Source organism: Shewanella sp. ECSMB14102, from assembly GCF_000813075.1.
In the GTDB taxonomy this organism is placed as follows: domain Bacteria; phylum Pseudomonadota; class Gammaproteobacteria; order Enterobacterales; family Shewanellaceae; genus Shewanella; species Shewanella indica.
Genome location: NZ_JWGX01000061.1, coordinates 1 through 13,523 on the forward strand (window position 1 = coordinate 1; position 13,523 = coordinate 13,523).

General features: G+C 49.7%; 14 protein-coding genes. 5 read left to right on the plus strand and 9 right to left on the minus strand.

All coding sequences use genetic code 11. From position 1 onward, the window contains the following. Window positions 1-80 precede the first annotated feature (80 nt). The 3 genes from RC73_RS17580 to RC73_RS17590 are packed head-to-tail and all read right to left on the minus strand — an operon-like array spanning window position 81 to window position 1,985. Window positions 81-440: a hypothetical protein gene (locus tag RC73_RS17580; protein WP_039035878.1), complete on the minus strand. Its 360-nt coding sequence runs from the start codon at window positions 438-440 to the stop codon at window positions 81-83. Between the two features lie 2 nt (window positions 441-442). Next, the gene (locus tag RC73_RS17585) at window positions 443-1,606 is read right to left on the minus strand and encodes a hypothetical protein (RefSeq protein ID WP_039035879.1); all 1,164 of its coding nucleotides are present in this window, start codon (window positions 1,604-1,606) and stop codon (window positions 443-445) included. After that, complete coding sequence (locus RC73_RS17590) at window positions 1,599-1,985, minus strand: hypothetical protein (RefSeq protein ID WP_039035880.1); 387 nt, start codon at window positions 1,983-1,985, stop codon at window positions 1,599-1,601. The genes RC73_RS17585 and RC73_RS17590 overlap by 8 nt, the downstream gene beginning before the upstream one ends. A 615-nt stretch (window positions 1,986-2,600) precedes the next feature. Here RC73_RS17590 and RC73_RS17595 point away from each other — a divergent pair. The 3 genes from RC73_RS17595 (at window position 2,601) to dcm (ending at window position 6,854) form a co-directional block, all read left to right on the plus strand. Next, window positions 2,601-3,827: a type II restriction endonuclease gene (locus tag RC73_RS17595; protein ID WP_039035881.1), complete on the plus strand. Its 1,227-nt coding sequence runs from the start codon at window positions 2,601-2,603 to the stop codon at window positions 3,825-3,827. A gap of 9 nt (window positions 3,828-3,836) precedes the next feature. Continuing rightward, complete coding sequence (locus tag RC73_RS17600) at window positions 3,837-4,961, plus strand: hypothetical protein (protein ID WP_143078399.1); 1,125 nt, start codon at window positions 3,837-3,839, stop codon at window positions 4,959-4,961. 162 nt (window positions 4,962-5,123) lie between these two features. After that, window positions 5,124-6,854: a DNA (cytosine-5-)-methyltransferase gene (gene dcm / locus RC73_RS17605; protein WP_052248270.1), complete on the plus strand. Its 1,731-nt coding sequence runs from the start codon at window positions 5,124-5,126 to the stop codon at window positions 6,852-6,854. 585 nt (window positions 6,855-7,439) lie between these two features. Here the strand turns inward: dcm and dpsA are convergent. Next, window positions 7,440-7,910: a DNA starvation/stationary phase protection protein DpsA gene (gene dpsA, locus RC73_RS17610; RefSeq protein ID WP_025009858.1), complete on the minus strand. Its 471-nt coding sequence runs from the start codon at window positions 7,908-7,910 to the stop codon at window positions 7,440-7,442. Between the two features lie 279 nt (window positions 7,911-8,189). On the opposite strand from dpsA, the gene RC73_RS20615 reads away from it, so the two are divergent. Both RC73_RS20615 and rimI read left to right on the plus strand, forming a co-directional pair. Further along, window positions 8,190-8,525 carry a DNA polymerase III subunit psi gene (locus RC73_RS20615; protein ID WP_152608464.1) on the plus strand — a complete coding sequence of 112 codons (336 nt, stop codon included), beginning with the start codon at window positions 8,190-8,192 and terminating at the stop codon, window positions 8,523-8,525. Further along, complete coding sequence (gene rimI / locus RC73_RS17620; RefSeq protein ID WP_235370040.1) at window positions 8,501-8,980, plus strand: ribosomal protein S18-alanine N-acetyltransferase; 480 nt, start codon at window positions 8,501-8,503, stop codon at window positions 8,978-8,980. The genes RC73_RS20615 and rimI overlap by 25 nt, the downstream gene beginning before the upstream one ends. A 148-nt stretch (window positions 8,981-9,128) precedes the next feature. Here rimI and lipA read toward each other — a convergent pair whose 3' ends face one another. The 5 genes from lipA to RC73_RS17645 form a co-directional block, all read right to left on the minus strand. Further along, window positions 9,129-10,094, minus strand: a complete 966-nt coding sequence (gene lipA, locus RC73_RS17625; protein ID WP_028781164.1) for a lipoyl synthase — start codon at window positions 10,092-10,094, stop codon at window positions 9,129-9,131. Continuing rightward, window positions 10,087-10,746, minus strand: coding sequence for a lipoyl(octanoyl) transferase LipB (lipB, locus tag RC73_RS17630; RefSeq protein WP_039035899.1), 660 nt, complete (start codon window positions 10,744-10,746; stop codon window positions 10,087-10,089). The genes lipA and lipB overlap by 8 nt, the downstream gene beginning before the upstream one ends. A 137-nt stretch (window positions 10,747-10,883) precedes the next feature. Beyond that, on the minus strand, window positions 10,884-11,150 hold the full coding sequence (gene ybeD, locus RC73_RS17635) for a DUF493 family protein YbeD (RefSeq protein ID WP_028781166.1): 267 nt from the start codon (window positions 11,148-11,150) through the stop codon (window positions 10,884-10,886). 135 nt (window positions 11,151-11,285) lie between these two features. After that, complete coding sequence (locus tag RC73_RS17640; RefSeq protein ID WP_039035884.1) at window positions 11,286-13,094, minus strand: aminopeptidase P family protein; 1,809 nt, start codon at window positions 13,092-13,094, stop codon at window positions 11,286-11,288. Window positions 13,095-13,235: 141 nt separating this feature from the next. After that, window positions 13,236-13,499: a hypothetical protein gene (locus RC73_RS17645; protein ID WP_039035885.1), complete on the minus strand. Its 264-nt coding sequence runs from the start codon at window positions 13,497-13,499 to the stop codon at window positions 13,236-13,238. Window positions 13,500-13,523: the final 24 nt, after the last annotated feature.

The window sequence follows — 13,523 nt, forward strand, 5'->3', positions numbered from 1 at the left end:
CCTTTTGGGTGTATATTACTCAAATGACACAGATTTATGAACACTACCGAATTTGAAGAATGCTAAGCTAAGTAATAAAACTATTTTTCTTGCTCTGCCTCCTTCAATGCTTTTCTCATCTCTGCTAAGTCTCCTTTTAGGTCATCCATTGACTCACCGTTAGCCGCTTCCAACTGAGAGCGAAGTTTTTTGAGCTGCATGATTCGCTCATTCCGCTCAGCATCTTCTGACGAGATGACGGCCTTATCATGCTGGTTGGGTAGATCAAACTCAGCCCAAGCCTTAGAGAAGTCACGATGAAACTCTTCCGAGCGGATTTGTTGCTGAACTTCATGTGTTTTTTGTTGGATAAGAACTTCCTGCCTACCGGTTAAGGCAAAGTAGATCACAATGGCAGTGATTGGGCAGGCAATGATGATGCCATACAGTACAGATTTCATTTTTAATTACCCCCTTTTATGCCTGGCTGAGACACTGTGAAGCTTGCCTCCGTAGAGTTGCTGAGATTGGATGCTTCCTCGGTTTGTAATCGTTCAGACGTTCTCATTGAAAGGTTACGGGACTTGGATGAGCGGTTGTCGGTGCTTGCATACTGAGCATTAGACGTTGATGCTTCTTTTGAGTTAGTTCTGGTAGTCGATAACGAAAAAAGAGTGTCGTGATTTAATGATGTCTCCAGCTCCCATGACTCTCCAAAGAGTGAGTTTCCTCGGCCAAAGACAGTGAACTCGCCAATTGAAGCTGACAGACTTTTTGGATCAGCAGAAAAAGAGCCACAAGACCATTCGTATTTTCCTTCATACTTATACCCTCGTGTTGATGGCACTACGCAGTTCCTTCCAAATTGTCTATCTATTATCTTCAAGGCCTTTTCTGGTAAGTCATTACGTATGAGCTGTTTACTCATCGCCTTCGCAAGTGCCATTTTTATCGCGGACTTGTCACTTCCGTTGACCGAAATCCCGCTTGATATGTCATCTAGCGTTGCTTCTGCTACAAGCCCGTATGTCACCCAGCAGACGCCCTCTCTTTTCAGGCGCTCAGAAGGAACTCTTATAGATGAAGGCATGCCAGTGGTCGCCCAGTTGAAAGCTGCCTGCTGCAACTCAACTTGGCATTGTCCCAGTGTTTTTTCTTTGTTCCAGGCCATGCAGGCCTGAACGCTTGTAACTAAGGGTTTGGGTTCTAACTCTGGAAATTGTGGCGCTTGTGGGTTCGTAATGAGCGAACAATTTCTGATGACGTTTGTTGTTTTCCCTCTTACAGATTTACCTTTTTCGACATAGGCAAATAGCTCTACAAGAATAGAAAGTGGGGCTGTTTTTACTGAAAGACGGTTAGCCTTTTGGTATTGCTGCCTAGATGATGTTTCGTTTGCATCACGCATTGATGTGGAGGTCGTGTCTCGTTTTTCCTCACCTTTTCTTGCTTCTTCTCCTTTTTGGCGTTGTAACTCCATGTTGGTCTCATCGTTCAGCGTGGTTTCTCTTTGGGTGCGCTTTTCCTGTGAGGATTTTTGACCCACAGTGGCGCTTTCCTGAGCAAGTGTAATGTTTGAGTATGCAATTAATGCAAAGGCCAGCAAACTCAATGACTTTTTAATCATGTTGAAAAGCCTCCTTGAGCAATGTGATTTGTGAGATGCTTTTGATGCTTGGCTCTACCAGCCATGCGTATCTGTACCTTTGAATGCTTTTACAGAGCGCAACTATGTACTGATCTGCATCCTGAGGTACTGAATGGATTTCCCCATCTTCTTCTGCGGCCATAAAATCAGAAAAATCATCAAAGGCTGCTTTGCTTAGGTACTCAGCCAAATGAGTTGCATCGTCAGAACTCTTGCACAGCAAAACCTCCGGCCAGAGCAGGTCACCATCTGGCCCCCGATTGCCGGGCTGATCGGGTGGGTCTAACCTGACGACCCAAACTTCTCTTAGCTCATGTGCTACAGCTAGGTGGAGCAGCTCAATGCCATTTAACTTCATAAAAATAACTCCGTGCTTAGTGAACGGAGCCATTATCCCGCTGATAATTGCCGAGATTGGCACGCCAAACTGCCCAATTTGGACAAATGTCTTGTCTGTAGAGTCAGAAGGAAATTTCCAGATTTTGACTTAGGTTGGTGTTACTGGTTGAACGTATATAAATGAATTTAAAAAGATATTTATATTTCGTTACATGTCACGAATGTAAAATGTGACATGTAACGCCATTGCAAGGGCATATGTGGGAACATTGCACGTTTAAGCCTTGGATATATTGGTTGGCTGCACGATTAACCCCTTAAACCTATGGGATGGCTGCACGATAGGGACTACCCAAAGCCCAATTGGGGGCGTTTACTGAACAAAATGAAGGCCAAATCACTTGTATGCGGACTTTTTCGTTGGTCTGAGAGCGTATGTGGGGCCGTTGCACGGTTAACTAGGAGGTCTATGGGAGTTGAGCTAACTAAAAGGTGTCTAGGAAATCAGTGGCGATTCAGAACATGAAATACATGAATACATACAGTATAACCATCATAAATGTAACTTATTGATGAGTTTGGGTTTAATCTAGGTTAAGCTCATCCAATAGCATTAAGATATCAAGAGGTAAGCATGTTCGAGCTGCTCGCTGATGTATTCACGTCCGCCGCATTCAAGTATCTTACAGCCGTCGATGCTAGTCCGGTGTCAAATCAGCATGAGATAGGCGGGTTGGTCAAGGCTGGTATTGGCGAATACTTGGGTACTCCAGATGATGGAAGCCAAGTAAAGATTGCCGCGACGCTCGTCTACCTATCAGAGGATGAAGCCGAGCCGATCATCAGCGAGGATACTGTTACTTGGTACGATACTCGTTATCAAGACCCTAACCGCTCGCCCGAGTGGCGGCTCTATTACAAATCTAACGATGTCAGTAACAGGTTCGAGCCCGGCGATTTTTTCTTGATTGCAGCTACGCATGAAGGGACGTTGCTGATGATCTTCTGCCCTCCTGGTAGCGAGTACGAAGATCAGATCCGAACACTTTTCGGTGTGCGGGATACCAATACCAATAAGAGGGGACTAACTGGCGTCGAGGTCAGCCAGTCCGGATTCACCCTCCCTATCAGGTTGATGTTCGCGCGGTACGGTATAGAAATTGGCTCCGACGGTACCGACTACCTCGATCTTATCCTCAGTAGGTTCGGTGCTGAATTTCCCAAAACCAAGGAGTTCTCCAAATTTGCACGTGAGCTAACAAGGGATTTATCTCCAGTCGATACCCCTGACACGGCACTCATCGAGTGGATGGAGACAGAGGAGTCGGCATTCAGGCAGCTTGAGAAATATATCGTGCAGCAGAGGCTGCGCGAAGGGTTCGGCGAAAATGGTGATGATGTCGATGAGTTCGTACGTTTCTCTCTCAGTGTTCAGAATCGTAGGAAGTCACGGAGCGGGCATGCCTTCGAGAACCATATCGAAACTATACTGCTTTCCAACGGCATCCTGTTTGACCGTGGAGCCAAAACAGAGGGGAGACAGAAGCCTGATTTCGTGTTCCCGAGTAGTGACTGCTATGCCGATACCAGCTTTCCTGCGGAGAAGCTTCGTATCCTCGGTGCCAAGACTACCTGCAAGGACCGGTGGAGACAGGTGTTGGCTGAGGCCAAACGAGTTCCACGTAAGCATCTTATAACAATGGAACCGGCTATCAGCGAAGCCCAAACCCAGCAGATGGAAGAACTACAACTTCAACTCGTGGTACCTGAAGCAATCCAAGCAAGTTACCAACCTGTGCAGGCCGAATGGTTGATGTCATTTAAGGATTTTATAAATGAAATCAAAAGTATACAGCGATGATTGGAGCCTGTGAAAGTGAATGCAGAAATGCTTGGAACGCAAACACCTGTCGGCAACGGCACTGCGCTTAGTCAACTAGATCTGAACAACAAAATCATCCAGTTCGAACTCCTTAGCTACGACAAGCACCAAACCCTAGAGGGATTACAAATAGAACCGGTCGCCATGACCTACATAAGGCACCTCGAACAACTAGGTCTCAAGGTGCTCAACGTCACGACAGTGATCGCTCTGCAGAAAGGATACGGAAATGCTAGGTGTTTCTTCGTTTGGGATCGGAGCAACAACTTGGTAAGTCAAGAGTACGTTAGAACACTCCAGAAACTTGCGCCCTATACCACCTTTACTGTGGCTTTCGACGAGGAAAGCTCTAACTTCTATTGCCACAAACCCGGCCGGGAAAAAAAGATGTTACCGCTTCAAACCTACCTACAAGGGAAAAGAAGTTGCGTAACTATCCCTTTTCCCACCATCCAGCAGAGTGTCAGGGATACAGAAAGGCAGATGGCTGTTTTCTGGGGCAGGCTACATGGGGCCTTTGAAACAATCGACAATTTTAAGAACGAGGTTCTGCTTAATAGGGTATTGAAAAATTTCGTGATCCAGCCATTTTTCAGCTGGCTATGGGACCTAGATCGGATCGTCCTTTACAAAAATCAGTACTGGGAGATCGAACTCAAACACAAGTACCCCTTTAGGCGCGGTGCGAAGGCTCCTCTCAAATTTGGTATCAATGTAGGCCAAGCGAAACTAGTCAGGGACTTAGGGAAAATAGGTATCCGCACTTTACACCTGATCCTAGTAAAACCTGACTGGAGTAAACACTCTGATCCCGGCTACCTTTTCAATCGCCGGGACAATTACAATAGAGTTTTGCTCATCGGCACAGAGTTGACCACAACCAAAACTGAAGCTCTTTTGAACCAAAAAAAACAAGAGAGCGACGAAACAACCAGCTTTACTGGTGCAAGCAAGAACCGCTTCCTCGAGATTCCCGCAACGGACTTCCATGTATTAGGCAGCTACCAGACTCCGCCAGAAGAAGTGGCAGAGAATATAAAATCCCTGCTAGACGGAGTCTCCCTTGTGAAGGTCACGGATGAACTGTTGGAAAGTTGCCGGATAAATGAATAGTTCTCTACTTACATGCTTAAGCTTCAAATAGAAAGTGCATAATATATGCGTCAGCTCGCCCCCTTTTCTGTATAAGGTCACTGTATAAATCCACACAAAACTCGAAAAAAGGGAGAAACGTGTGATAAAATATCACACAATTAACCCAGTGGTGAAAGTGCAATGAAAGAAATTAGACTTGGTGATTTTGAAGCCGAACAAAGAACTAGAAATGACCTTCGGGAAACTAACAAGCTGCTTCGTTTGCTAATCGAAGTCTATGACCAGAAGAACCTAGCAATCCAGCTAGCAAAACTGGCTGAGCTTAAAGATGGTGCAGAGCTAAAGACGCTTAGAATAGACCGTACTGAGCTCAATCGTTGGAGCAAAGATCCCGAAAAAAATGCGATTATCATTGACGAAAATGCTAGGGACTTTATTAAACAGCAGTTGCTGCCGAAGAAACCTGCGCATTGGGACAATGAGGAGTTCACTTTCATCGATTTGTTCGCAGGTATCGGCGGCCTGCGCAAAGGTTTTGAGGATATCGGTGGGAAATGCATCTTTACTAGCGAATGGGAGCAGAAGGCACGCCGCACCTATCTCGCCAACCACTACGTGGATGAACACGAGCTTGATTACTTCCTCAACAGCGAAGAAGAAAACCCGGAAAGGAACACCTCCTTCATGGATATCACCAAGGTCACCCAGAGCGGTAACAACCTAATGAACCGTGAAGAAAAGTGCGAACATATCAAGAAGCACATCCCAGCGCACGATGTGCTACTTGCTGGTTTCCCATGCCAGCCGTTTTCTCTGGCTGGTGTGTCTAAGAAGAACTCGCTGGGCCGAGCCCATGGTTTCAACTGTGATACCCAAGGCACACTATTTTTCGACGTTGAGCAGATTCTTAATGCTCGCCAGCCTAAGTTTTTTGTGCTGGAGAACGTCAAGAATCTTAAGAGCCACGATAAGGGCAATACCTTCGCCACAATTATCCACTCGCTTGATAATGCTGGCTATTGGGTGGCAAACATTACCGACGAAGGTGTCGATATAGAAGAGGCCATCGCCAATGTCCGCAAGCGCAAACAGGATCCGGTAGTTATCGACGGCGCACACTTCACGCCGCAGCACCGGGAGCGAGTCTGTCTTGTCGGTGTGCGTAAGGATCTTATCGCCAAGGATCCTACCCTGAAAGAGATAGACCTGAACAAGATCCCCAAACCGGAAAAGCGTTACACAATCGCCGAGATCCTCTGCGAACTGAGCAAGGAGGACAGGGACAAGTACACTTTGACAGAGAACCTGTGGAACTACCTTTACCACTATGCCCTGAAACATCAGAGCAAGGGCAACGGGTTCGGATTCGGGCTTGTTGATCCGAAGAGTCCTGATGCAGTGACTCGCACACTGTCGGCGAGATACCACAAGGATGGCTCCGAGATCCTGATCAATCAAAGTGGGTTGGAAGACAGTTATCTTCTGGATAATAGGATGCATGCCATCCGTAAGAACCAAGCGCGAGAGGCCTTCTCGATAGGGCATGCAGACAAGGTGAAGCTCGAAAACCCAGAGATGACAGAACTAGAATACAAGGCTGTCGTCAAGGAATGGGAGAAGTTATATGACCACGAAAACGGTCGTTATGCCCCCGAGTTTGACGCTACGTACAAAACTCCGCGCAGGCTGACACCTCAGGAGTGCGCTCGCCTGATGGGCTTTGAGAAGCCCGAATTTGACAGGGATGAAAGCGATACCGATTTTCGTATAGTCTGTGCCGACGCCAGTGCCTACAAGCAGTTCGGCAACTCGGTCGTAGTGCCTGTGTTTCGTGCTGTTGCTCAACTGATTGGCCCTTTCATTGGTAAGGCTAAGGCACTGGAAGAAGAACAAAAAGAAAATGCGGCATAGAAAAAGTGAGGAGGCAAAAGCCTCCTTTTTCATACACGTTCTGTCCAAAAACAAGTTAGAGGAAGAGCATGTTGAGGTTGGTCGTCTAATCATATAAGGGTGTGTGAGCTAAGTTAATGTGAATAGATATCTTTTTTTGTGATTAAAATAGTTAGAAATTAGCAATTTAAAACATTAAAAATCATGTGTTTATTCGATGTTTTTTCTAGTTTAATTTTCTAAGGAAAATCTTATCCAATTGATTTTTATGATTTAAATAACTCACTCCAAAACCGACGGTTGCGGGTTCGAGTCCTGCCACCCCTGCCACATTCCAGACGGCCTGCATAGTAATATGCGGGTCGTTTTCCTTTTGTAGATATCATAAAGTGCTTGAGGTCGATATGGACCCGTTTATTTACCACCTAGCACTGTCAGCTTGCAGATATCTTTAAAACTACTGTTACAGGGTTAAACCCTGCCCGGTGCCAAATAAGATAACGGCTCACGCAACACGCGTAAGCCGTATAGATTAATACTCAGTTTGTTTCAGCATTAGCCGCTAATTCATGCCGTTTCTGAACGCCGTATCAAAGTGATGCCAGATTACTGCACTAACAAGCTGCGCAGCATCCAGGCGGTCTTTTCATGCAGCTGAATACGCTGGGTCAGCAGATCTGCCGTTGCTTCGTCATTGGCCTGGTTCACCAGAGGATAGAGTGCCCGGGCGTTGCGAATAATGATCTCTTGGCCTTCCAGCAGTTCCTCAAGCATCTGTTTGGCATCTGTGATGCCTGAGTCTTCTTTGATTTCGGTCTGAGCGGCGTAGGCGCTGTAGGAGCCCAAGGCTCTTTCACCCAGGGCTCTGACCCGCTCTGCGATGACATCCACCGCGGCAGCCAATTCGGTGTACTGCTCTTCAAACAGTTGGTGTAGGCTGGTGAACATGGGACCTGTCACGTTCCAGTGGAAGCTGTGGGTTTTGAGATAAAGGCTGTAGGTGTCAGCAAGTAAGCGATTCAAACCGTTGGCTATTTCCAGGCGATCGGCTTGGTTGATCCCGATATTGATATTCATAATATAACCTCCGTAAATGAGCTGTTTTCTATATTACTCCGGAAGATAATTAGTTAAAGTGGATAAACTAGATGTCCGCAATCGATTTTGTTTGAGTTGATAGCCAAGGGATTTGCTCTCAGGTCACAGACAGTTGCTGAGCAAGCTGGTATTCTAAAGCGCTTAACTTGGAAGCTCTGTTGCGGGTTTCTTTCAGTCATTTTTGCCCTTCTTGTTCGTCCCTCGGCTATGGGTTTTGGGCGACATTTTCAAACTGCGTTAAAGCGGAGCGCAATCACCATGAATAAATATCTGCACGCCATGGGAATAGAGCTGTGGCGCAGTAGAAAAGACTCTCCCGCCCAGGTGCCTTTCATGCTGTTGGTGCCAGATGCTGATGAGCGTGTATTGCAACATCCCCTGGTGCTCAAGGTGTTGGCGTTATTGGGATTGGAGGCAGGGCAGTGCAGCGTCGGTAATCGGCCTGTGGCTGGGCAAGAGGTGATATGGAATATGTTCCCTGAGCCTGTTGAAGGGGCCTGGCTACACTCATCGCAGCCGGCGCAATTAATGTCAGGCAGTGAGGGCAAGCGCGCCCTATGGCAACAGATTTGGCACAGATTGGAGGCGAAGTGACTGAGGTTATCGCAATCAGAGCCTTGGAGGCCAATGACCTCGACGAGATGATGAAAATTGAACAACTGGCCCATGAGTTTCCCTGGAGTGAGGCGACTCTGGGCAGTTGTTTTGGTCGTTTTTACCGCGCTCTGGGGTTATATCTAGGACCGGAGCTTCAAGGCTTTTGCTTGCTGCAGGTCTTGTTCGAGGAAGCGACCCTGATGAATATCTGTATCGCTCCTGCCGCACAAGGTCAGGGTTTGGGGCGGCAATTATTACAGGCGGCAATCGAACTGCTTAAAGAGACTGGTGTGGAGAGACTATTGCTGGAAGTCAGGGTGGGTAATGCTGCCGCTATCGCCTTGTACCGACGCCTAGGCTTTATTGAGACCGGCTCCAGGGCCGATTACTATCAGGCCAAAGAGGGCCGGGAAGATGCTCTGTTGATGGAGTTGTCTCTTCACGCTTCTTAGCTCTCCTTGGCTCTTAGAGCATCCCGGCTAATATGGCTAGAGGCTGTTATGTCAGAGCTTTTGCCGCTAACCCTAAAGCTTTAAATTGTGCCCATAAATAGAAAAACAGCGCCTTTGGGCGCTGTTTCTTTAGGTGCTTGGACTTGCTCTATTTGACCTCTTTCCCCTGGGCCTGAAGGTCTGCATGGTAGCTTGAGCGAACCAGCGGGCCACAGGCAGCGTGGGTAAAGCCAAGTTCGGTTGCCAGGTTGTGGAAGTCGTCAAACTCCTTGGGAGTCACGTAACGCTCCACCGGCAAGTGGAACTTGGATGGCTGCAGATACTGGCCCAGAGTCAGCATGTTGACATTGTGAGCGCGCAGATCTCTGAGCACCTGTTCAATCTCTTCATTGCTTTCACCGAGTCCGAGCATGATCCCCGATTTAGTCGGGATATCCGGATGACGCTCTTTAAAGCGTTTGAGCAGATCCAGTGACCACTGATAGTTGGCACCGGGACGGGCCTTACGATAGTGAGCCGGAGCCGTTTCCAGGTTGTGGTTGAATACATCCGGTGGCTCGGTCGCCAGAATATCCAGCGCCTGATCGATACGGCCGCGGAAGTCAGGCACCAATATCTCTATCTTGATCTCAGGGTTGAGTTTGCGGATCTCACGGATACAGTCGGCGAAGTGCTGGGCGCCGCCGTCACGCAGATCGTCACGATCCACAGAGGTGATCACCACATACTTGAGCTTCATATCCCTGATGGTCTGTGCCAGCTTGAGAGGCTCCTCGGCGTCAGGCTTGAGTGGGCGGCCATGGGCTACGTCACAGAAGGGACAACGCCGGGTACAGATGGCGCCGAGGATCATAAAGGTGGCTGTACCATGGTTGAAGCACTCGGCCAGGTTTGGACAGGAGGCTTCTTCACACACTGAGTGCAAACCATTTTTACGCAGTGCCTGTTTGATATCCAGGATCCGCTGATTGGAAGATGGCAACTTAACCCGCAACCAATCGGGCTTGCGCAGCATGGTGTCGCGCTCTGATGGCACAACTTTGACCGGGATACGGGCGACCTTTTCGGCGTCCCGCAATTTCACGCCGGGCTGTAATCTTTCTGGCCTATTCATATGACTCTGCTAATCCTTGGTGATGCACTGTTTGCTCATAGCCCAAACGCTGGCTAAAAGTTTCAATCAGGTGTTGGCCTGCCTCCTCGACACTCTGGGGGCCACCGAGCGCTTTGCACTGGGCCATTTCGAGTCCGGCATAACCACAGGGGTTGATACGACGAAAAGGGGCGAGATCCATGTCGACATTCAGCGCCAAGCCGTGGAATGAGCATCCCTTACGGATCCTCAACCCCAAAGAGGCTATTTTACGCTCCTCGACATAGACACCCGGCGCATCGGACTTGGCATAGGCCGGAATATCGAAGCGCTTGAGCAGCTCCACCAGGCTTTGTTCTATGTCGGTAACCAGCTGTCTTACCCCAAGCTTGCGCCGTTTGATGTTGATAAGAGGGTAGGCGACCAATTGCCCCGGGCCATGGTAAGTTACTTGACCACCGCGATCCACCTGGATCACCGGGATATCACCGGTGTTGAGCAGGTGCTCGCTCTTACCGGCCTGGCCTTGGGTGAAAACCGGTGGATGCTCCACCAGCCAGAGTTCATCCGGGCTGTGTTCGTCACGGGTGTCGGTATAGTGCTGCATGGCATGCCATACAGTCTCATAATCCATGTTACCCAAGTGGCGGATATGCAATGTATTGTCTGGCAAGGGCAACGTCTCCCCCTCTGTTTGAGATGATAGCAATCAGTATCAAGCTGTGCTCACTCTCTGATACCGGCAGGTATTATACGCTTTGGCAGGAAAAATGTAATCCAGATCACACTTTCTCTGCCGAGTGCCAGGTATCAGAGTACCCGGCGAACGCCTTCAATAGCGGCAAGTTCAGTGTACAAGGTTTCGATATGTTCCTTGCTGGTCACTCTCACATTTATGGTCACCGAGATGTAGGTGCCTTTGCTGGAGGCCTTGGTGGTAGGGCTGTAATCGCCGGGGGCGTGCTTCTGGACGACTTCGACTACGCGGTCGGCCAGGGTATCGCTGGCATCGCCAACCACTTTAAATGGGAAGGAGGTTGGAAACTCCAGATACTGATCAAAGGTGGTACTTATCATGGGATTGAGATTCTCATGGCAAAATAATAACAGCTATATGGCGGCTATTATATCCCAATTCAAGGGGCGGATCTTCTCGTGAATAGCACCGAGAGTTTGACAAAGGGCGCCGGCCATTGACGGCGCCCTTGGGCGTTACAGCGGCGAGGTAGCCTGTTCGAGCCAGGCCAGTGATTCGCCACTCATCAGCGGTGACAGGGTCTGATAAACGCAGCTGTGATAGTCATTGAACCAATTGAGCTCAGCTTCAGTAAGCAGACTCTTGTCTATCAAGCGTTTGTCCATAGGGATCAGAGTCAGAGCGTCGAACTCGAATATCTCCCGTTCGGCCCCTTTGAGCGCTTCACAGGGGCGTACTTCCACCAGGTTTTCCAGACGAATACCGAAGGCATCAGCCCGGTAATAGCCGGGTTCGTTGGAAAGCACCATTCCGGGCAGCAAAGGAATGGCATTGAGGTTCTTGCCTATTCTTTGCGGGCCTTCATGAACGCTGAGGAAGTGGCCAACACCATGGCCCGTGCCGTGGTCGTAGTCAAAACCGTGCTGCCATAAGTATTGACGGGCGAAGGCATCCAGTTGTTGCCCCGTAGTGCCCCGCGGGAAGCGGGCCTGATCCAGGGCGATATGCCCCTTGAGCACCAAGGTCACCATTTTCTTCTGCTCGGCGCTGACTTCACCTATGGCTATGGTGCGGGTAACGTCTGTGGTGCCGTCCAAATACTGGGCGCCAGAGTCCACCAGATAGATGCTGTTCATCTCCATCATGGCCGGAGTGCCGTTGAGATGGTTGTAGTGGCACATGGCCGCATTGCCGCCGGTGGCGGAAATAGTGTCAAAGCTTGGCTCGCGGTAGAGGGGATCCTCAAGGCGATAACTCTCAAGCTTATCTGCCAGAGTGCCTTCATCATAGAGTCGGCCAGCAGCCACTTCGGCATCCAGCCAAGCCAGGAAACGGCTCACGGCAACGCCGTCACGGATATGACTGGCGCGGATTCCCTGCAGTTCGGCACTGTTTTTACAGGCCTTGGGCAGTGCCACAGGATCGAGTCCGGCGATCAGTTTGGCGCCGGCGGCTTTGGCCTGTAATTGGCTGAAGGCGTTGGCATTATTGGGATCGGCTAAAAGTTTTCTGCCTTCAAGCGCTTGCAGCGCTTCGGCGAGTTCCGCCTCGGCGCGGAAGCTGACACCGGCCCCTACGTGGGCTTCAATCCCCTGGGGTAACTTGGCAAGCTCGGTAAACAGTGTCATCTCACCATTGGCTTCCAGCAGGGCACAGCCCAGTACCACGGGCAACCTGGGCACGTCCTGACCGCGGATATTGAGTAACCAGCAGAAGGAGTCCAGCGCCGCTATCAGCGCCACATCGGCCCCGGCCTTTTTCACCAGGGCGCCGATTTCACTGCGCTTCTGTTCGCTGCTCTTGCCGGCAGACTCGGCATTGAAGAGGATAATGGGCTTGTTTTCCGGCACGGGTCTGTCTTGCCAGTGCAAATCTACCGGGTTGTTGTCAAGCGCCACCAATGTCATACCCGCTTTGCTCAGCGTGGCTTCGGCATCCTGCTGCCAGGCCAGGGTATGCAACCTGGGATCGTAGCCAATGCGGCAACCGGCCGGCAGCTTTTCCGCCAACCATTGTGCCTGAGGCATATCTGTCAAGCTCTCATAACTGAACAGGGTCGAGTCCACCTGTTGCCTTACCTGCACTGTGTAGCGGCCATCAGTAAAAATGGCGGCGCAGTCCTTCATCACAATCGCCATCCCCGCCGAGCCGGTAAAGTCGGTCAGCCAATGCAAACGCTCGTTGTGCGCCGGCACATACTCGCCGAGATACTCGTCGGCACGGGGCTGAATAAAGGCATCGAGTTGGTGTTTGGCCATTTCGCTGCGCACGGCATTAAGCCGTGATGCGATATGGGGGCTCTTGGGCGATTGTGATTGCAACATAGGGGCTCCGCTGATGGTCGGCTTGGCTACCCTTGGCCGACCTTGTCTTTATGAGTGATAGCGGATTATGGCAAGCCCTGAAGTCGCTTCGCAAGGGCTTGCATGAGGAAATCCTTGTGGCAGCTGTAAAGGGGGCCCAAGTCAATTGCTGCCAAACAGAGTCGCTATGCCCACCAGAAAGGAGCTAACCAGAGTTGCCATTACGCCTTTACTGACATCTTCACTCTTTACTCTGTCATCGCTTGGTTGTTGATCCCGCGCCAGCTTTTCATTGCGCTGCTCGACATTGTCGGCCACGTTGTCATAGAGATCCTGAGAAGGGGAGTAAGGCTGGTTACTGCAGCCTGCCCCCATGCCCAGAAGCAAGGTCAACAGTAGCACTCTGATACAGTTTCGCTTTCCCACAGTGTTCTTCCTTGAATGAAAATG